The organism is Pseudomonas huaxiensis (assembly GCF_003231275.1).
In the GTDB taxonomy this organism is placed as follows: Bacteria; Pseudomonadota; Gammaproteobacteria; order Pseudomonadales; family Pseudomonadaceae; genus Aquipseudomonas; species Aquipseudomonas huaxiensis.
This window is the reverse complement of record NZ_QKVL01000011.1, coordinates 120,186-139,105: the sequence shown is the minus strand read 5'-3', so window position 1 is coordinate 139,105 and position 18,920 is coordinate 120,186. Positions and strand designations below refer to the sequence as shown.

Sequence of the window (18,920 nt, the reverse complement as noted above, 5' to 3'; positions counted from 1 at the left end):
CTCACTGGAAATCGGCGGGCAGCGGCTGTTTCAGCCATTTCTCGGCGTTGCGGTTAAGGCTGCCGTCGGCGACGGCTTCGGCGAGGATGCCGTTGACCTTCTCCAGCAGCGCCGGCTGTTCCTTGGCCATGCCGACGTAGACCGGGGAGTCTTTGAGCTTGACCTTGAGCACCGGGACTTTCTTCGGATTCTTCTCGGCGATCGCCGACATCACCACGCTGCCGCTGGCGATCAGATCGACCTGGCCTGAGAGGTAGGCAGCGATGGTCGAGTTGTTGTCTTCGAAACGCTTGATGGTGGTGCCTTGCGGGGCCACGGCGCTCAGTTCCATGTCTTCGATGGCGCCGCGGGTGACGCTGATGGTCTTGCCGGCCAGCGCCTCGACGCTGTCGACGCTGCTGTCCTGCGGGCCGAACACTGCGAGGTAGAAGGGCGCGTAGGGCTTGGAGAAGTCCACGACTTTCTCGCGCTCAGGGTTTTTGCCGAGGCTGGAGATCACCAGATCGACCTTGCCGGTGGTGAGGAAGGGGATGCGGTTGGTGCTGTTGACGGGGGTCAGGGCCAGCTTCACGCCGAGCTTGTCGGCCAGCAGTTGCGCGGTGTCGATGTCCAGGCCGCGGGGCTTGAGGTCGGGGCCCACCGAACCAAACGGCGGGAAGTCCTGGGGCACAGCGACTTTCAGGACACCGCGCTGGGCGATGTCGCCCAGCACATCGGCCTGGGCGCCGACGGCGCTGCCGCACAGGAGGGTAGCCAGCAGAAGGGTGCGCAGTTTACTCATGGTCAGTACCTCAGGTCGGATCTATAGGCTGAATCGTTTCGAGCCCATTGCAGCCGGCGTGCCATGCGCGGAAAAATCTTGAAAACTTTCCCGGAGGCCCGGATTTAGGCGGTATTACTGGTCTGAACAGTTACCGGGCCCGTGACAACCATGCAAACCCATTTTGCCCCGAGAAAAGGCAATGTTTACGGGCCTGCGCCAGGATGGGGCCAAACTTGCGTGGTACCGGGAAAAGGACGTAAAACAGCGCATTCTTTGTTCTGACGGGTCTGACCACATGCTCGATATTCCACCCCGCAGCGCCGTTCCCGAGCAGGCCTTGCAGGCCATCCAGCGGCTGATCCGCGAGGGCGACTACCAGCCCGGCGATGCCTTGCCCTCGCAGCGTGACCTGGCCGAACGGCTGGGGGTAAGCCGCGCGTCATTGCGTGAAGCCTTGTCGTCGCTCAGCGCCTTGGGCGTGGTCAGCGTGCAGCCGGGCAAAGGCGTCTTTGTGCAGGGCGCCAAGAGCGAGCCGGCGCCGGAATCGTCGTGGTTTTCCTGGCCGTTCGCCCAGCAGATCGGCGCGGCGGACACCTTTCAGTTGCGCTATGTGCTCGAAGGCTTCGCTGCAGGGCAGGCGGCCAACGCCCTGACCGCCGACGACATCGATGAACTGGCAGTGAACGTCGAAGCCATGCGCGAGCAACTGCGCGCCGGCCAGTTCGAGGCGGCGGCAAAGCTCGATTTCGCCTTCCACCGCCGTCTGCTCGAAGCCAGCGGCAACAGGGCGATGCTGCACATCGTCACCTCCAGCGAAACGATCTTCGCCGAGAGCCAGAAGCTGCCGTTCATTCGCCCGGAGCGGGCGATGGAAACCTGGCAGGAACACCGCAAGATCCTCCGTGCGCTGAGCCGCCATTCAGCGAGCGCGGCGCAGAAAGCGATGCAGGAACATATCCGCAATGCGGCGGCGCGCACGGGGATCGTGTTTGGTGGGTGACGAGTAACCAGTCCAAGGCTTCGTCCCACAGCGCTTCCCCAGGGATCTGACCCGGGTCGCTGTTGGCTTCACTCATGTCGCGGCTCTACTGAATTGTCGGCTTGCTGAGCGTTTGTTTGGTTTGGCTTAGTGAAACTGAACAAACATTCGGTAACCTTCAAATTGAGCCGCCAGGCTGAATCGAGCACGTGACCCGACGCGCGCTCGACCGCCTGGCCAACCACTGACCTTCGAGGAATCTTCCGCGTGCGCTACGACCTCACCAGCCTCGACCTGTTCATCACCGTCGCTCAGGAGCGCAACCTCACGCGTGCGGCGCGGATCAAGCACCTGGCGGTGTCGGCGATCAGCAAGCGCATTAGCGAGCTGGAAGCACAGATCGGCTCGCCACTGCTGATCCGTAACGCCCGCGGCGTCGAGCTCACCCCGGCTGGGCAGTCGCTGCTGTTCTACGCCCGGCAACTGAAACAGACCCTGGTTCAGCTCGACACTGAACTGAGCGATTACGCCAGCGGCGTGAAGGGGCACATCCGCATCCATGCCATCACCTCGGCGTTGTCGCAATTCCTCCCGCAGGACGTGGCGGGATTCGCCGAGCTATACCCGCAGATCAGGTTCGATATCGAGGAACGGGTCGGTTCGGCGGTGGTCCGCGCGGTGGCCGACGGCCGTGCTGATCTTGGCATCATCGCTGCGCAGACCGCCGCGCAAGGGCTGGAAACCCTGCCGTACCGCGATGACGAGCTGGTGTTGGTGGTGCCCGGCGGGCACGCCCTGGCCCAGCGTAAATCGGTGCAGTTCCGGGATGCGCTGGAGCATGAGTTCGTCGGCCCGCACCTGGAAAGCTCGGTCCACAGCTTGCTCACCCGCGAAGCGGAGAAGCTCGACCTGCCGCTGCGCCTGAGGATCCGTATCAGCAGTTTTGACTGCATGTGCCGCCTGGTTGCCAACGGGCTCGGCGTGGCCGTGCTGCCGCGCAGTGTGGTCAGCCAGTACCCGCGCAGTCATGCCCTGAAGACCGTGACCCTGGCCGAGCCCTGGGCCAAACGTTCTTTGCTGCTGGCCTTGCGCAAATACGACGCGGCGTCGCCGACCCTGCGCACCTTCATCGATCACCTGAAACTGCCTGAAAAGTGATGCCTGCAAGCGTTCTCCATTGGAGAACGCTGCCGTGGTAATTGATCAATTTTCATCGCTCTCCACTGCTCCTAGTATCGGCTTCAGCAACGGTGTCCCGGCTTGCCCGGCCCGTAAAAACAGAAAAAAAGCCGAGCGATGAGCGCATGACCGAAACTGCCCGCGACCTCTTTTCCCACCTGGTGATCGATCAACAGACATTTGCCTATGTCGATCTGTACAAGCTGCTGACGCCGACCGAGGTGGCACGCTTGCCGTACTCGATTCGCATCCTGCTGGAGAACGTCGCGCGTTGCTCGCCCGAGGCGCTGCCGCCGGTGCTGGCCCGCGCCACCGGTCAAGGCCCGGACTGCGAAGTGCCATTCCAGCCCAACCGTCTGATGTTCCACGACACTACCTGCCTGCCGGCGCTGGCCGACTTCGCCGGCATGCGTGATGTGGTTGCGGAACTGGGCGGCGATCCGCAGGCGATGAACCCGCTGATTCCCGCTGTGCTGACCATCGACCATTCGGTGATCGTCGAGCGCTACGCCGAAGCCGACGCCGTGGAAGCCAACCTGGATATCGATTTTCGCCGCAACAGCGAGCGCTACCGTTTCATCAAGTGGGCGCAGAAGAGCCTCGACAACTTTGGGGTGATCCCGCCGGGCACCGGCATCATCCACCAGATGAACATGGAAGCCCTGGCCAAGGTGATCTGGGAAAGCCGCACGGCTGACGGCCAGCGCCTGTTGCATCCGGACGATATGGTCGCGACCGACAGCCACACGCCGATGATCAACGCCATCGGCGTGCTGGGCTGGGGTGTCGGCGGCCTGGAAGGGCAGGCGGCGATGGTCGGCGAACCGGTGCCTATCAGCTTTCCCAAGGTCATCGGTATCCGCTTGAGCAACGCCTTGCGTGCCGGCGTAACCGCCACTGACCTGGCCCTGCATGTGGCCGAGATCCTGCGTCAGCGCTCGGTGGTGGGCAAGTTCGTCGAGTTCACTGGCCCGGGACTGTCCACCCTGGGTTGGGCCGCTCGCGGCACGGTGTCGAACATGGCTCCGGAGTACGGCGCCACCGTGGTGTTCTTCCCGTTCGACGGCGAAACCCTGAGCTACCTGGAACTCAGCGGCCGCTCCGCCGAATTGCGCGAGCAGGTTATTGCCTACATGAGCGCCCAGCCGCTGTGGCGCCGCGATGAGCTGGCACAGCCGCAGTTCGACGAATTGATCGAACTGGACCTGGCCAGCATCGAACCGAGCGTCGCAGGCCCGCATCAGCCACACCAGCGCCAACCGTTATCGGCGGCTGCGGCGTCGTTCCGTGATGAGGTGCTGGGTGGCGAAGGCCTGATCGCCGGGTCGAGCGCCCGGGAATTCTTCGAGCCTTCGTTCGAACAGTCCATCACCCACGGCGCGGTGGTGATGTCGGCGATCACCAGTTGCACCAACACCGCCAACCCTTCGCTGATGATCCAGGCCGGCCTGCTGGCGCGCCGTGCCCGGCAGCTCGGCCTGCAACGCAAACCCTGGGTCAAGACGTCTCTGTCCCCCGGCTCGCGGGTGGTGGCCGATTACCTGGCTGAAGCCGGTTTGTTGGAGGACTTCTCGGCGTTGGGCTTCGACCTGGCGGGTTTCGGCTGCATGACCTGCATTGGCAACTCCGGCAAGCTCGAAACCCATGTCGAAGCCTTCGCCGAGCAGGGCCTCAAAGGCGTGGTGGTGCTGTCCGGCAACCGCAATTTCGAAGGCCGGGTCAACCCGAAGGTGCCCGCCGGTTACCTTGCGTCCCCGGCGCTGTGCGTGGCCTATGCCATTGCCGGAAGCATCGATGTCGACCTGAGCCGCGATGCCTTGGGTACAGACGCGGACGGCCAGCCGGTCTACCTGCATGACCTGATGCCCTCGGATACCGAGGTGGCCGAGCAGGTAGCCAGGGTCGTGCGGCCCGAATTCTTCCAGCAGCGGCTGGCCACGGTGTGGGACGGCACCCACCACTGGCAGGCGCTCTCCGCCGAGGGCAGCGTGCAGTTTCCGTGGAGCCCGCAATCCACTTACCTGCGTCGCCCACAGTACCTGGCGGATATCCAGGCCGAGCCGAAAAGCAGCCTGGCGATCAGCGGTGCGCGGGTGTTGATGGTGCTGGGCGACAACGTCACCACCGACCATATCTCGCCGGCCGGCGCGATCCCCGCCAACAGCCTTGCCGGGCAATGGCTGCTGGAGCGCGGCGAAGACCCGCAAGACCTCAACCAGTATTCGACCCGGCGCAGCAACCACGAAGTCATGTTGCGTGGCGCGTTCACCAACAAATCGGTGAGGAACCGCTTGCTCGGCGAACAGCAGCCGGGGCCGGGCGCCTGGGCCTGGACGGCCGACCACCGCGCGTGCCTGCCGCTGTACGAGGCGGCCAGTAGCTACGCCGCGCAAGGCACGCCGATGGTGGTGTTCGCAGGCATCAACTACGGCGCCGGCTCCAGCCGCGACTGGGCGGCCAAGGCCCAGGCGCTGCTTGGGGTCAAGGCGGTGGTGGCACGCAGTATCGAGCGGATCCACCGCAGCAACCTGATCGGTATGGGTGTGATCCCCCTGCAGTTCCGCGAGGGGCAGAGCGTGGACGACCTCAGCCTGGACGGTCGCGAGCAGCTCGACTTTATCGGGCTGGACGACCTGCGAGTAGGCGACAACCAGGTGACCCTGGTGATTCACCGGGCCAATGGTGAGCGGCAAGACGTGGACTTGCTGGTGCGCATCGATTCGACCCAGGAAGTCCGTTACCTGCGCAACGGCGGGGTGCTGCCGTACGTGATTCGCAAGGTGGTCGCTCGCACCGCCGGCTGACTACGCCCGCGCTCGCGAAAGGGCCGCGACCCGGCGGCAAAAACAACAGAAAAACCGCAATTCCGGAGAACACCCCCATGTACGCCTACGTCGGCTCCCGCACCACCCGCGAGCGCAACGCCCGTGGCGACGGCATCAGCGTCTTTGCCGTTGACCAGGAACAAGGCAGCCTGCGCCTGGTGCAGACTGTGGATGACCTGGTCAATCCATCGTTTTTGGTCCTCAACCGCCAGGGCGACCGCCTCTACACCGTGCACGGCGACCGCAGCGAGGTCAGCGCCTTCAGCATCGACAAGGCGAACGGACGGCTGACCTTTCTCAACCGCAAGAGCTGCGAAGGCAAGAACCCGGTGCACCTGGCACTGGACCCGAGCGAGCGCTTTCTGGTGGTGTCCAACCATGTCAGCGGCACCTTGGCGGTGCTCGCCATTGAATCCGATGGTGCCATCGGCGGCCTGTGCCAAGTGGTGGCGTTGCACGGCCCGACGGGTCCGCACCGGATCGAACAACCGTTCGCCAAGCCGCATTTCAATGCCTTCGATGCCAGCGGCCAGTTCGTCCTGGTGCCGGACAAGGGCCTGGACCGAATCTTCGTGTTCCGCTTTGACAACGGTCACCTGACACCCACCGAGCAGGCCTTCGTCGCCAGCCGTGAAGGCGCCGGGCCGCGCCATCTGGCGTTGCACCCTGAGGCACCGCTGGCCTTCGCGATCAACGAGCTGGACTCCAGCGTCACCAGTTACCGCTTCGATCCGGCGAGCGGCGCGTTGCAGGCGGTGCAGGTGCTGCCGTCGCTGCCGTCGAGTTTCACCGGCAACAGCCGCGCCGCGGAAATCGAAGTGAGCCGCGACGGGCGATTTCTCTATGCCTCCAACCGTGGCTGTGACTGCATCGCGGTGTTCGCCATCGACGCCGCCAGCGGCGTGCTGACGCCGGTGGAGTTCGCCCCGAGCCAGGGCCGCACCCCGCGTTTCTTCGCCCTCACGCCCAACCAGCGATTCGTCTTCGTTCTCAACGAGGACAGCGACTCGATCGTCTCGCTGGCGGTTGATGCGACGAGCGGGGGCCTGCGCGACAACGGCTTCTCGATCGCCACCGGCAGCCCGGTGTGCATGGTTTTTTCTGCCTGATCCACCCGGACTTCGGCCCGGTCACTATAAAAACGCACGGAGCGGGCGCAAGCTTGCTCCCAACGAGGTCGCCATGAACAAGAACAATACGCTCGACGAACACGCGATCGTCCGCAAGGTCACCTTGCGGATCATCCCGTTCGTTTTCCTGCTGTACATCGTGTCCTACCTGGATCGCGCCAACATCGGCTACGCGGCCCTGGAAATGAACAAGGAACTGGCCCTGACCAGCGAGGCCTTCGGCTTCATTTCGGGGATCTTCTTCATCGGTTACTTCCTCTTCGAAGTGCCGAGCAACATCATGCTCAACAAGTTCGGCGCACGGGTGTGGATCGCCCGGATCCTGGTGACCTGGGGCGCCATCGCCGCAGCGACCGCCTTTGCGCAGAGCGCCAACCAGTTGTATGTGCTGCGCTTCCTGCTCGGCGTGGCCGAAGCCGGTTTCTTCCCGGGCGTGATCGTCTACCTGACCTTCTGGTTCCGCTCTCGTGAACTGGCCACCACTGTGGCGCTGTTCACCGCGGCGATTCCGGTCAGTTACATCATTGGCGCGCCGCTCTCCACCTGGATCATGGACAACATCAAGTGGTTCGACTGGAGCGGCTGGCGCTGGATGCTGTTCCTCGAAGGCATCCCGGCGGTGCTGCTGGGCGTTGCCTGCTACTTCTTCCTCACCGACAAACCGGAGCAGGCCAAATGGCTGAAGCCGGAGGAGAAGGCCTGGCTGCTGGCCGAACTCGAGCGCGACCGCCAGAGCCGCAAGAACGTCAAAAGCCTGGGCGTGTTCAAGACCATGACCAACACCAAGGTGCTGTACCTGGCGTTCATCTACTTCGTCTACCAGTGCGGCAGCCTCGGCGTCGGCTACTGGATGCCGCAGATCATCAAAGGTTTTTCCAGCGAGCTAAGCCACACCCAAATCGGCCTGATCGCCATGCTGCCGTACATCGTCGCCACCGGGGTGATGGTGGCCTGGTCGCGCAGTTCCGATCGCCGCAACGAGCGCAAGATGCACTCGGCATTGCCACTGCTGGTGGCGGCGTTGGGCCTTATGGGCGCAGGCATGCTGGGTAGTCCGGTGCTATCGATGGCGATGATCTGTGTCGCGTTGTCTGGCCTTTACAGCTTCAAGTCACCGTTCTGGGCGCTGCCGACCCTGTTCCTCGACCGCACTACCGCAGCGGTATCCATCGCGGTGATCAACTCCATTGGCAACCTTGGCGGCTTCGTCGGCCCTTCGATGATCGGTGTGGTCAAGGGCAACAGTCAGAGCGCGGCCACCGGGCTGGTGTTCCTCAGTGTGCTGCTGGCGATTGCCTTCCTCATGACCGCCTTGATGCGGGTGAACAACAAAGAGCCGGAGCAGCCGGTTCCCGCTTCGGCCCATTGATCCATCGGGACTGCGAAGCAGGCCCAAACCCTTCACTGAAATTTTCCCGCCTGGCCTCGATCAATGGGGCCAAGGCATCTGCATGCCCAAAGAACGGACCCACACTGATGCATAACAACAAAAACATCATCAAGACCCTGATTTCATTGTTCCCGTGTCTGGCTGCCGGCACCGCCAGCGCTGCCGGTTTCATCGACGACAGCAAGGCCAGCCTGCAACTGTCCAACTACTATTTCAACCGCGACTTCCGTGACGGCGCCGGGCAGAACAAGCGCGAAGAATGGGCCCAGGGCTTCATCCTCGACTTGCGCTCAGGCTACACCGCCGGCACCGTCGGCTTTGGCCTCGACGCTCTGGGCATGCTCGGTGTGAAACTGGATTCAAGCCCGGACCGCACCGGATCCGGCCTGTTGCCGACCCACGATGACGGTCGCGCCGCCGACCAATTCGGCCGCGTCGGGCTGGCCGCCAAGGTACGGGTGTCCAACAGTGAGCTGAAGTACGGCACGCTGATTCCCAAGCTGGCGACCCTGCAGGCAAACACCGGACGGATCCTGCCGCAGACTTTTGACGGCGGCCTGCTGACAATCAAGGAACTGGACGGCCTGACCGTCACCGGCGCGCGTTTCGAGCGCATGACCGACCGCGACTCGACAAACGCCGTCGGCCTGACCCTGAACAACAAAAACCGCCGTTTCAGCAGCACTGCCGAGGGTGATGCCTACCTGATCGGCGGTGCCGACTACTCCCTCGGCAAGCAGGTGCTGTTGAGCTACCAGTACGCCGAGCTGGAAAAGGTCTATCGCCAGCACTTCTTCGCGCTGGTCCATACCGCGAGCTTCGGCCCCGGCAAGTTGAAGAGCGACCTGCGCTACATGCTCAGCAACGACGCAGGTGCGGCCTGCGGCGGGCGGATCGATAGCGGGGCGCTGAATGCGCTGTTCACCTACAGCCTTGGCGGCCATGCCGTGGGGCTGGGCCTGCAGAAAATGAACGGCGCAACATCGATGCCATTCATCAACGGCACCGACCCGTACCTGACCAATTACATCCAGATCAACGATTTCGCCGAGCCCGGCGAGCGTTCATGGCAGGTGCGCTATGACTACGACTTCAGCGCCATCGGCGTGCCGGGGCTGGCCTTTATGAGCCGCTACGTCAGGGGTGACCAGGCCGATGCCGCCACCGCGGCCGGCGCGGGGCATGAATGGGAGCGCAATACCGACTTGGGCTATGTGTTCCAGTCCGGGGTGCTGAAGAATGTCGGAGTCAAGTGGCGCAACGCGGCGTACCGGTCGAGTTTCGCCCGCGGTGCCGATGAAAACCGTTTGATCGTTTCCTATACCTTGCCGATCTGGTAATACCGAACGCCCTCTACCGCGCACGCCGTCTGCAGCAGCGGTTGTAACCGCGATGGCCTGCGTGGCAGGCCCAATCCCCCATGGAGTTTGATTGCATGACTACCCCGAACGCCGCCGTCCTCGCCGACCTTGCTCCCGACGGCATCCTCCGCGCCGCCATCAACTTCGGCAATCCGGTCCTGGCTCAGTGCGGTCCGGACGGGGAGCCTCAGGGTGTCTCCGTGGCCCTGGCCAAAGCGCTGGCCGACGAACTCGGCGTAGCGCTGGAAATGCGCACCTTCGACGCCGCCGGCAAGGTTTTCGCCGCGCTGGAAGACGGCGCCTGGACCTTGGCGTTCCTCGCCATCGAGCCGGTACGCGAGGCACAAATCGCCTTCAGCGATCCCTATGTGCTGATCGAAGGCACTTATCTGGTGCGTGCAGACGCGCCGTTCCAGCAGGTCGAAGACCTCGACCAGGCCGGTTTGCGCCTGGCGGTGGGCGAGGGCGCGGCGTATGACCTGTTTCTCAGCCGTACCTTGCAACATGCGCAACTGGAACGGGCGGGCACCTCGGCTGGCGCCGTGGACCTGTTTATCGCGCAAAATCTGGATGCCGCCGCCGGTGTTCGCCAGCCGTTGCAGAAGGTCGCGGCCGCTGATTCGCGCTATCGGGTGCTCGACGGCGCCTTTACCGCAATTCGGCAGGCGATGGCGGTGCCGAAAAGGTGCGACAATGGCGCCGCTTATGTGCGTGACTTTATTGAGCGTTGCCTGCGTCAAGGCTTTGTTCGTGGCGCGTTGCTGGCCACCGGACAGACCGATGTCAGCGCTCCACGCTGAGTGATCGACTTTTAACCCGTGCAATCCCATTTGAGGTAGCAAGCAAGATGGCCAAGGCCGCCGATGTCGTTGTGCAATGCCTGGAAAACGAAGGTGTCGAGTATGTGTTCGGCATTCCCGGTGAGGAAAACCTCGACCTGCTGGAATCCCTGCGCAAGTCGAAGATCAAGCTGGTACTGACCCGCCACGAGCAATCCGCGGGCTTCATGGCCGCGACCTATGGCCGCCTGACCGGCAAGACCGGCGTCAGCCTGGCGACCCTCGGCCCTGGCGCGACCAACCTGGTGACCGCCGGCGCCTACGCCTACCTGGGCGGCATGCCGATGCTGATGATTACCGGCCAGAAGCCGATCAAGAAATCCAAGCAGGGCCGTTTCCAGATCATCGACGTGTGCGGAATGATGGACCCCATCACCAAGTACACCCACCAGCTCGCTTCCGCCGACAACATCCCTTCGCGCATGCGTGAAGCCTTCCGTCTGGCCGAGGAAGAGAAGCCGGGCGCGGTGCACCTGGAACTGCCGGAAGACATCGCTGCCGAGCAGACCGATGCCATGCCGATCCCGCCGAGCCTGCACCGTCGTCCGCTGGCCGAGCACGTCGCCATCGACGCCGCGATCAGCAAGCTGCGCACCGCCCGCAGCCCGATCCTGGTGATCGGCGCCGGCGCCAACCGCAAGATGACCGCCAAGGTCCTCAAGCAACTGATCGACCAGACCGGCATTCCTTTCGTCACCACCCAATTGGGTAAAGGCGTGGTCGACGAGCGCGATCCGCGCTTCCTCGGCAACGCTGCGCTGTCCTCCGGTGACTTCGTGCACCGTGCGGTGGAAGCGGCCGACCTGATCATCAACATCGGCCACGACGTGATCGAGAAGCCGCCGTTCTTCATGGTCCGTGGCGGCACCGAAGTCATCCACATCAACTTCCGCTCCGCCGAAGTCGATGCCGTGTACTTCCCGCAGATCGAAGTGATCGGCGACATCGCCAACGCCGTCTGGCAGATTGCCGAAGGCCTGGGCGACACCTCGCATTGGGACTTCACCCGCCTGCTGGCGATCCGCGAAGCCAACGAACTGCAGATCGCCGAAGGCAAGGACGACAACCGCTTCCCGATCTACCCGCAGCGCCTGGTCGCCGACATCCGTCGCGCCTTGCCGTCCGAAGGCATCGTCGCCCTGGACAACGGCATCTACAAAATCTGGTTCGCCCGTAACTACAAGGCGCACAAGCCCAACACCGTGCTGCTCGACAACGCCCTGGCGACCATGGGCGCCGGCCTGCCGTCGGCCATGGCTTCGCACCTGGTGTACCCGGACCGTCCGGTAATCGCCGTGTGTGGCGATGGCGGCTTCATGATGAACAGCCAGGAACTGGAAACCGCAGTACGCTTAGGCATGCACGTCACCGTGGTGATCCTGCGTGACGACGGCTACGGCATGATCCGCTGGAAGCAGGCCAACATGGGCTTCACCGACTTCGGCCTGGACTACGGCAACCCGGACTTCGTCAAATACGCCGAAGCCTACGGTGCCAACGGTCACCGCGTGGAAAGCGCCGAAGGGCTGCTGTCGCTGCTGGAGCACTGCATCAAGACCCCGGGCGTGCACGTGATCGACTGCCCGGTCGACTACAGCGAGAACGATCGCATCCTCAACATCGAACTGCGTGAGCGCGCCCTGGCGGTTTAAGGGTTTGACGCGGTTTCGTTGAAGAAGACAAAGAACCGCCGCGTTCCGGGTTTCCGGAGCGCGGCGGTTTTTTATTTGCTGCTGGAAAAACCGGCGAAGCGCTTGTTGAAGCCCGCCACACGGCCTTCGGTCTTGGCCTTGCGTTCCTGGCCGGTGTAGACCGGGTGCGAGGCGCTGGAGACGTCGAGGGTGATATAGGGATAGGTGTTGCCATCGCTGTGGGAGAAGGTCTTGTCGGTGGTGGCGGTGGAACCGATCAGCCAGAACGCATCGGCGGCGACGTCGTGGAAGAGGACAGGGCGGTAGTCGGGGTGAATGCCGGGTTTCATCGGGTGCTCCAATTGAGATGATATAAAGTAACGAAAGTTAATTGATATCGAATCTCATTTCAAGCCCCTGTGTGGGATGGTCTTGGGTGCGTGATGGCCGCAGCGCGGCACCCCAACACGTGGCGCGCCGCACTGACGGACACTGGCCGTGTCGGCCTCCATCTCATACCGGCCCTTCAAGGCAAGGTCGCGGGGCGCAGGTACTCGGGCTCCAGCACGTTGAACCAGAACAGGATCATGCTCACCAGGATCGTTACCAGCACCAGCAGCCCGACGCCCCAGACCGAGGCGGCATAGAGGAATCCACGGTCCTGGGTCAGGCGCATGAACTTGGGCAGGCCGACGAACAGCAGGTAGGTGGCATAGGCCCCGGCAGCGCCGAGCGCCGCCACCGCCAGCCAGCGGTTGGGGTAGAGCCCGGCGATCCCGGCGATAAAGTATGGCGTGGTGGTGTAGGCGACGAAACCGATGCACTGGTTCAGCGTTGGCCTGGCGTCGAAGGTGCGCGACATCCAGCGGATAAACCCGCCCATGATCAGGGTGCCGAGCAGCATGGTGACGTAGAGCAGCAGACTCAGTTGCAGGCCGCTGGCGACGCTGACCCGCACCCGGTCGGCTTCGGCCAGGCTCCAGCCGGTCCAGGTCACGCCGATGAACAGGCACACCGCAGGCAATAGCGCCCACAGCAGCAGGTGCGGGAGGTAGTGGCGGGGCTGGCGTTCTTCTTCGCTGCGGATATCCACCCAGGCGTAATCCGGGTGGGTCATGAGTTTGACGAAATGAGCTTTCATGGCGGCAGTCTCCTGTTTCGCGCCCGGTGCGCGAGGGTCCTGAATGTTGGAGACAGCGGATTTTTCAGGCGTTCCGTGTTTGTTGTCATCAGGCGCCGTACGGTAGGGGATTGGGCAGGTATCGCTACGGCGTATCGGGGCGCCGGACCGCAGCGATGCGCCCCAAGGTGCTCGATCTGAACGCCACACCAAAAACGCCGACATACCACTGATGTTCCTCACCCAACTGTTCACCCATCAACACCCGCCCAACACTTTGCTGTCCGGCAGTCGATTCCTGATGTCTTGGTGATTCTCTAACTCACTGAAAATAAAGGATTTATATCGTTGGCATGGCTTGTGCTCTAACCCTTGTATCCATGTCATCAGGATCAAGGAACATTCATGTCCACACCTGCCGTTTCTGCCCACTACGACATCCGCCAGCCGGATGCGCACCTTATCCGCGACGATGCCGAAGCCATCGCCGTCGCCCACCGTATCGCCGCGTTGCTGCGCGAAGGCGCTTCCGAGCGTGATCGCACGCGGCAGGTGCCGGCCGATGTGGTCGATGCCTTTTCCAACAGCGGGCTGTGGGGCATTACCGTGCCACGCACCTACGGTGGTGCCGAGGTGTCCTTCGCGACGCTGGCCAAGGTGATCGCCATTGTTTCCGCTGCTGACCCGTCCCTCGGCCAGATCCCGCAGAACCATTACTGCCTGTTGGAAGACATCCGCCTGCAAGGCAGCGACGAGCAGAAGCGCTTCTTCTTCGATCTGGTGCTCAAGGGCCATCGCTTCGCCAATGCGCTGTCGGAAACCGGCGGCAAGACCGTGCAGGACATCCGCACCCGCCTGGTCGCCGAAGGCGATGGCTACCGCATCGACGGGCGCAAGGGCTATTGCACCGGTTCGCTCTACGCCCACTGGATCGGCGTGCTGGCGCTGGATGAACAAGGTCGCGGACAACTGGCCTTCGTTCAGCGCGGCACGCCGGGCCTGGTGGTGGTGGATGACTGGGACAGCGTCGGTCAGCGCACCACCTCCAGCGGCACGGTGATCGCCGACGGCCTGCGGGTGCCGGCCTTCCATCTGTTCGCCAGCTACCGCTCCTATGAAAGCCCGACCCTGGCCGGCCCGTTCGCCCAGTTGACCACCGCCGCGATCGACGCCGGCATTGGCCGCGCTGCGCTGGACGACACCATCGCCTTCGTCCGCGAACACGCCCGTCCGTGGGTCGATGCCCAGGTGGAGAAGGCCGGCGACGACCCGCTGACCATCATCCAGGTCGGCTCGCTGGAAATCCGCCAGGAAGCCGCCGAAGCGCTGCTGGAACGGGCCGGCTGGGTGCTCGACGCGGCCAAGCCGGCGCCGGACGAAGACAACGTCGCCGCCGCCTCGGTGGCCGTGGCCAAGGCCAAGGTGCTGACCACCGAAGCCGCCATCGAAGCCACCAACCGTCTGTTCGAGCTGGGCGGCACCCGCTCGTCCCTGGCCAGACACAATTTCGACCGCCACTGGCGCAACGCCCGAGTGCACACCCTGCACGACCCGGTGCGCTGGAAGTACCACCTGGTCGGCAACTGGGCGCTGAACGGCATCAAGCCGCCGCGTCACGACTGGAACTGAGGTCCGCCCATGTCCAAGCAGATTCGTCTCAACGCCTTCGCCATGAACACCGTCGGGCACTTGTCGCCCGGCCTCTGGCGGCATCCCCGCGACCAGTCGCGGCGCTACGCCGATATCCATTACTGGGTCGAGCTGGCGAAAACCCTGGAGCGCGGCCGCATCGACGGCCTGTTCATCGCCGATGTGCTGGGGGTCTATGACGTCTATGGCGGCAGCGCCGACGCGGCGCTGAGCAGCGGTGCCCAGGTGCCGGTCAATGACCCGCTGCAACTGGTGCCGGCCATGGCTGCGGCCACCGAGCATCTGGGCTTTGGCGTGACCGCCTCGGTGTCGTTCGAGCACCCGTTTCCGTTCGCCCGGCGCATGTCCACCCTCGATCACCTGACCCAGGGCCGCGCCGGCTGGAACATTGTCACCTCGTACCTGAGCAGTGGCGCGCGCAACCTAGGCCAGCGCGAACAGCTCTCCCACGACCAGCGTTACGCGCTGGCCGAGGAATACTTGCAGGTCTGCTACAAGCTATGGGAAAACAGTTGGGAAGAAGACGCCGTGCGTGCCGACCGCGACAGCGGCGTGTATGCCGATCCGGCCAAGGTCCACGGCATTGACCATGACGGCACCTACTTCAAGGTGCCGGGTTTCCACCTTTGCGAGCCGTCGCCGCAGCGCACGCCGGTGCTCTACCAGGCCGGCGCGTCGAGCCGGGGCCGGACCTTCGCCGCAGCCAATGCCGAGTGCGTGTTCGTCGCCGCGCCAAGCAAGGCGGTGCTGAAGAAACAGGTGGATGAGTTCCGCGCTGCAGCGGTTGCCGCCGGGCGTGCGGCGGACGATATCGTCATCCTCGAACAGCTCACGGTGATCGTCGCCGAGACCGACGAGGCGGCGTTGGCCCGTCTGCGCGAGTACCGCGAGTACGCCAGCGCCACGGGTGCACTGACGTTGATGTCGGGCTGGACCGGTATCGATTTCGCCCAGTACGACCCGGAGCAAGTGCTGCGCGAAGTGCCGAGCGACGCCATCCAGTCGGCGGTCGAAGCCTTCACCCGCGCCGACCCGACGCGCACCTGGACCACCGCTGAAATCGCCGATTACTGCGCCATCGGCGGTGACGGCCCGGTGCTGGTGGGCTCGGCGCAGACCGTCGCCGACCAGTTGCAGGAGTGGGTCGAGGCAACCGGTGTCGATGGTTTCAACCTGGCCAGTGTGGTCGCCCCGGAAACCTTCGTCGCCGTGGTCGATCTGCTGGTGCCGGAGTTGCAGGCCCGCGGCCTGTTCAAGCGCGAGTACGCCGAAGGCACCTTGCGCAACAAGCTGTTCGGCCAGGGTGACCGTCTGCGTGCGCCCCATCCGGTCGCCGCGCTGCGTCGGGAGTTCGGCAAATGAACGAGCTGCTGGTCAACCTGAACTGGGGTGAGGTCGGCGAGGCCAGCCTGGAAACCCTGAGCATGCTCGGCGCGGCGCTGGCCTTCACCGTGCTGCTCGGGCTGCCGCTGGGGGTGCTGTTGTACCTCACCGGGCAGCGTCAGTTGTTGTCCAGCCCGCTGTTGTACCGCTGCCTGTCGCTGGTGGCGAACGTGTTGCGTTCGCTGCCGTTCATCATCCTGCTGATCGTACTGATCCCGGTCACCACCCTGATCACCGGCACCTCGCTGGGCGTGCGCGGCACCATTCCGCCGCTGGTGGTGGGCTGCACGCCGTTCTTCGCCCGGCTGGTGGAAACCGCGCTGCGTGAGGTCGATCGCGGGCTGGTGGAAGCCAGTCAGGCCATGGGTGGCAGCACCTGGCAGATCATCCGCTACACGCTGTTGCCGGAATCGCGTACCGGCCTGATTGCCGCCGTTACCGTGACCGCCATCGTACTGGTGGATTACACCGCGATGGCCGGAGTGATCGGTGGCGGCGGCCTGGGTGACCTGGCGATCCGCTTCGGTTACCAGCGCTTCCAGACCGATGTGATGGTGGTCACCGTGCTGCTGCTGATCCTGTTGGTGCAGGCCCTGCAAATGAGCGGTGATCGCCTGGTGCGGCACTTCACCCGCCGCTGAATACCGTTTTGCCCAATCCGGCCCCACGTTCGCCCTACGACGGCCAACCCAAATCCCAAAGGAGCACATCATGTTCAAGCAGTCTCTGGCGGTCCTGGCCGCCGCAATCATCAGCCTGTCGGCCCATGCCAACGAAAAACTCACCGTCGGCGCGACCCCGGTGCCCCACGCCGAGATACTCGAGTTCGTCAAACCGGTGCTGGCCAAGGAAGGTGTGGACCTGGACATCAAGGTCTTCACCGACTTCATCCAGCCCAACCTGCAACTGGCCGAGAAGAACCTCGACGCCAACTACTACCAGTACCGGCCGTTCCTCGATGACTTCAACAAGACCCGCCACACCGATCTGGTGCCGGTGGTGGGTGTGCACATCGAGCCGTTCGGCGCGTATTCGACCAAGATCAAGGACCTCAAGGACCTGCCCGATGGCGCCAGTGTGGCCATCCCCAACGACCCGGTGAACACCGGTCGCGCCCTGGTGCTGCTGCACGAGGCGGGGCTGATCAAACTCAAGGACCCGAGCAACACCCTGGCGACCCAGCGTGATATCGCCGAGAACCCGAAGAAACTGAAAATCCGCGAACTCGAAGGCGCCTTGCTGGCCCGTGCGGTGAACCAGGTGGACCTGGCGTTCGTGTTTGCCAACTACGCCCTGGAAGCCGGGATCGACACCAACAGCGCGCTGATCGTCGAGAAGGGCAAGGATCTGTACGTCGAGTACCTGGTGGCCCGTCCGGACAACCTGCAGGACCCGGGTATCCAGAAACTGGCCAAGGCGCTGAACTCGCCTGAAGTGCGCAACTTTATCCTGACCCGTTACAAGGGTCAGATTGCGCCGGGCTTCTGATTGATTCGGGGCCCATCGCGAGCAAGCTCGCTCCTACAGAAATTCCACATTGCTGTAGGAGCGAGCTTGCTCGCGATGGGTCGCAGAGGCCCTTAGTGCTCAACCAACCAGAGTGTTCAGATCGTGACCCGCTTCTCTCAGGAAATCCTCGCCTCCGTCATTCCTCTGCAACTACGCGGGATCGGCAAACGCTACGGCAATCTCACCGCCCTCCAGGACATCGACCTGCAGGTCCAGCGCGGTGAAATCTTCGGCATCATCGGCCGCAGCGGCGCCGGAAAGTCTTCGTTGCTGCGACTGATCAACCGCCTCGAAACCCCCAGCACCGGCCAGGTGTTGATCAACGGCCAGGACATCGCGGCCTTGAGCACCACACAGCTGCGCCCGCTGCGCCGGCAGGTGGCGATGATCTTCCAGCACTTCAACCTGATGGCCACCCGCACCGTCGCCGAGAACATCGAACTGCCGCTGCGTATGGCCGGTGTGGCGGCGGCGGAACGGCTACGCCGGGTCGATGAGTTGTTGCAACTGGTCGGCCTGGTCGAGCGCCGCGATGCGTACCCGGCACAGTTGTCGGGTGGGCAGAAACAGCGCGTCGGTATCGCCCGCGCGCTGGTGCTGGAACCACAGATTCTGCTGTGCGACGAAGCCACTTCGGCGCTCGACCCGGAAAGCACCCAGGCAATCCTGCAACTGCTGCGCGACATCAACCGGCGCCTGGGCCTGACCATCGTGCTCATCACCCATGAAATGGAAGTGATCCGTGACCTCTGTCACCGCGTAGCGGTGCTGGAGCGCGGGCAGGTGGTGGAGCAGGGCGAGGTGTGGCGGGTGTTCGGTGATCCGAAACATGAAGTGAGCCGGATTCTGCTGGCCGGCTCCGAGCACGTCGAAGACAGCGCACGGAGCGCCGAGGGCGAGGTGTTGCTGGATCTGCATTACACCGGTGAGCGCGGGCTGGAGCCTGATCTTGCAGCGTTGTCGGCGGCGTTGCCGGGGCTGCGGCTGGTACAGGGCGGGGTGGAGCGGATTCAGGGGCGGGCGCTGGGGCGGTTGCGGGTGGCGGTTGGCAAGGTGGATCTGGAAAGCATCAGGGAACTGGCGGACCGGATCGAGCAGGCCTGAGCAAATCCCAGTCCTTGCTCTATCCCTGTGGGAGCTGGCGTGCCAGCGATAGCATCA

At 63.7% G+C, this 18,920-nt stretch carries 16 protein-coding genes; 13 read left to right on the top strand and 3 right to left on the bottom strand.

Going from position 1 to position 18,920, the window contains the following annotated elements:
* Window position 1: 1 nt before the first annotated feature.
* Window positions 2–781 (bottom strand): transporter substrate-binding domain-containing protein, encoded by a 780-nt coding sequence (locus DM374_RS14785; RefSeq protein WP_110970513.1) that lies wholly within the window; start codon window positions 779–781, stop codon window positions 2–4.
* Between the two features lie 286 nt (window positions 782–1,067).
* Here DM374_RS14785 and DM374_RS14780 point away from each other — a divergent pair, with 286 nt between their 5' ends.
* The 8 genes from DM374_RS14780 (at window position 1,068) to DM374_RS14745 (ending at window position 12,118) form a co-directional block, all read left to right on the top strand.
* A complete protein-coding gene (locus tag DM374_RS14780; RefSeq protein ID WP_110970542.1) occupies window positions 1,068–1,763 on the top strand; it encodes a FadR/GntR family transcriptional regulator in 696 nt (231 codons plus the stop codon).
* A gap of 246 nt (window positions 1,764–2,009) precedes the next feature.
* Window positions 2,010–2,900: a LysR family transcriptional regulator gene (locus DM374_RS14775; RefSeq protein ID WP_110970512.1), complete on the top strand. Its 891-nt coding sequence runs from the start codon at window positions 2,010–2,012 to the stop codon at window positions 2,898–2,900.
* 146 nt (window positions 2,901–3,046) lie between these two features.
* Window positions 3,047–5,725 carry an aconitate hydratase AcnA gene (gene acnA / locus DM374_RS14770; RefSeq protein ID WP_110970511.1) on the top strand — a complete coding sequence of 893 codons (2,679 nt, stop codon included), beginning with the start codon at window positions 3,047–3,049 and terminating at the stop codon, window positions 5,723–5,725.
* Between the two features lie 77 nt (window positions 5,726–5,802).
* Window positions 5,803–6,855 carry a lactonase family protein gene (locus DM374_RS14765; RefSeq protein WP_110970510.1) on the top strand — a complete coding sequence of 351 codons (1,053 nt, stop codon included), beginning with the start codon at window positions 5,803–5,805 and terminating at the stop codon, window positions 6,853–6,855.
* A 73-nt stretch (window positions 6,856–6,928) separates the two neighbouring features.
* Window positions 6,929–8,245 (top strand): MFS transporter, encoded by a 1,317-nt coding sequence (locus tag DM374_RS14760; RefSeq protein WP_110970509.1) that lies wholly within the window; start codon window positions 6,929–6,931, stop codon window positions 8,243–8,245.
* A 107-nt stretch (window positions 8,246–8,352) separates the two neighbouring features.
* Window positions 8,353–9,606, top strand: a complete 1,254-nt coding sequence (locus DM374_RS14755) for an OprD family porin (RefSeq protein WP_110970508.1) — start codon at window positions 8,353–8,355, stop codon at window positions 9,604–9,606.
* A gap of 95 nt (window positions 9,607–9,701) precedes the next feature.
* Window positions 9,702–10,427 (top strand): transporter substrate-binding domain-containing protein, encoded by a 726-nt coding sequence (locus DM374_RS14750; protein ID WP_110970507.1) that lies wholly within the window; start codon window positions 9,702–9,704, stop codon window positions 10,425–10,427.
* A gap of 47 nt (window positions 10,428–10,474) precedes the next feature.
* On the top strand, window positions 10,475–12,118 hold the full coding sequence (locus tag DM374_RS14745; protein ID WP_110970506.1) for an acetolactate synthase large subunit: 1,644 nt from the start codon (window positions 10,475–10,477) through the stop codon (window positions 12,116–12,118).
* A gap of 71 nt (window positions 12,119–12,189) precedes the next feature.
* On the opposite strand, the gene DM374_RS14740 is transcribed toward DM374_RS14745, so the two are convergent.
* Window positions 12,190–12,447: a type B 50S ribosomal protein L31 gene (locus DM374_RS14740; RefSeq protein ID WP_110970505.1), complete on the bottom strand. Its 258-nt coding sequence runs from the start codon at window positions 12,445–12,447 to the stop codon at window positions 12,190–12,192.
* 176 nt (window positions 12,448–12,623) lie between these two features.
* Entirely contained in the window at window positions 12,624–13,238 is a 615-nt protein-coding gene (locus DM374_RS14735) for a Yip1 family protein (RefSeq protein ID WP_110970504.1), read from the bottom strand.
* Between the two features lie 384 nt (window positions 13,239–13,622).
* Between DM374_RS14735 and DM374_RS14730 the strand changes: the two genes are divergently transcribed.
* From DM374_RS14730 to DM374_RS14710, 5 genes are all read left to right on the top strand, one after another.
* A complete protein-coding gene (locus DM374_RS14730; protein ID WP_110970503.1) occupies window positions 13,623–14,846 on the top strand; it encodes an SfnB family sulfur acquisition oxidoreductase in 1,224 nt (407 codons plus the stop codon).
* 9 nt (window positions 14,847–14,855) lie between these two features.
* On the top strand, window positions 14,856–16,229 hold the full coding sequence (locus DM374_RS14725) for an LLM class flavin-dependent oxidoreductase (protein ID WP_110970502.1): 1,374 nt from the start codon (window positions 14,856–14,858) through the stop codon (window positions 16,227–16,229).
* A complete protein-coding gene (locus DM374_RS14720) occupies window positions 16,226–16,891 on the top strand; it encodes a methionine ABC transporter permease (RefSeq protein WP_110970501.1) in 666 nt (221 codons plus the stop codon). The genes DM374_RS14725 and DM374_RS14720 overlap by 4 nt, the downstream gene beginning before the upstream one ends.
* 70 nt (window positions 16,892–16,961) lie before the next feature.
* Window positions 16,962–17,738 (top strand): MetQ/NlpA family ABC transporter substrate-binding protein, encoded by a 777-nt coding sequence (locus DM374_RS14715; RefSeq protein WP_110970500.1) that lies wholly within the window; start codon window positions 16,962–16,964, stop codon window positions 17,736–17,738.
* Between the two features lie 123 nt (window positions 17,739–17,861).
* Window positions 17,862–18,863 (top strand): methionine ABC transporter ATP-binding protein, encoded by a 1,002-nt coding sequence (locus DM374_RS14710; protein ID WP_110970499.1) that lies wholly within the window; start codon window positions 17,862–17,864, stop codon window positions 18,861–18,863.
* Window positions 18,864–18,920: the final 57 nt, after the last annotated feature.

Coding starts and splice junctions, on each gene's coding strand:
- DM374_RS14785 (WP_110970513.1), bottom strand. CDS start 781: ATGAGTAAACTGCGCACCCTTCTGCTGGCTACCCTCCTGTGCGGCAGC.
- DM374_RS14760 (WP_110970509.1), top strand. CDS start 6,929: ATGAACAAGAACAATACGCTCGACGAACACGCGATCGTCCGCAAGGTC.
- DM374_RS14755 (WP_110970508.1), top strand. CDS start 8,353: ATGCATAACAACAAAAACATCATCAAGACCCTGATTTCATTGTTCCCG.
- DM374_RS14735 (WP_110970504.1), bottom strand. CDS start 13,238: ATGAAAGCTCATTTCGTCAAACTCATGACCCACCCGGATTACGCCTGG.
- DM374_RS14750 (WP_110970507.1), top strand. CDS start 9,702: ATGACTACCCCGAACGCCGCCGTCCTCGCCGACCTTGCTCCCGACGGC.
- DM374_RS14730 (WP_110970503.1), top strand. CDS start 13,623: ATGTCCACACCTGCCGTTTCTGCCCACTACGACATCCGCCAGCCGGAT.
- DM374_RS14740 (WP_110970505.1), bottom strand. CDS start 12,447: ATGAAACCCGGCATTCACCCCGACTACCGCCCTGTCCTCTTCCACGAC.
- DM374_RS14725 (WP_110970502.1), top strand. CDS start 14,856: ATGTCCAAGCAGATTCGTCTCAACGCCTTCGCCATGAACACCGTCGGG.
- DM374_RS14745 (WP_110970506.1), top strand. CDS start 10,475: ATGGCCAAGGCCGCCGATGTCGTTGTGCAATGCCTGGAAAACGAAGGT.
- DM374_RS14720 (WP_110970501.1), top strand. CDS start 16,226: ATGAACGAGCTGCTGGTCAACCTGAACTGGGGTGAGGTCGGCGAGGCC.
- acnA (WP_110970511.1), top strand. CDS start 3,047: ATGACCGAAACTGCCCGCGACCTCTTTTCCCACCTGGTGATCGATCAA.
- DM374_RS14715 (WP_110970500.1), top strand. CDS start 16,962: ATGTTCAAGCAGTCTCTGGCGGTCCTGGCCGCCGCAATCATCAGCCTG.
- DM374_RS14765 (WP_110970510.1), top strand. CDS start 5,803: ATGTACGCCTACGTCGGCTCCCGCACCACCCGCGAGCGCAACGCCCGT.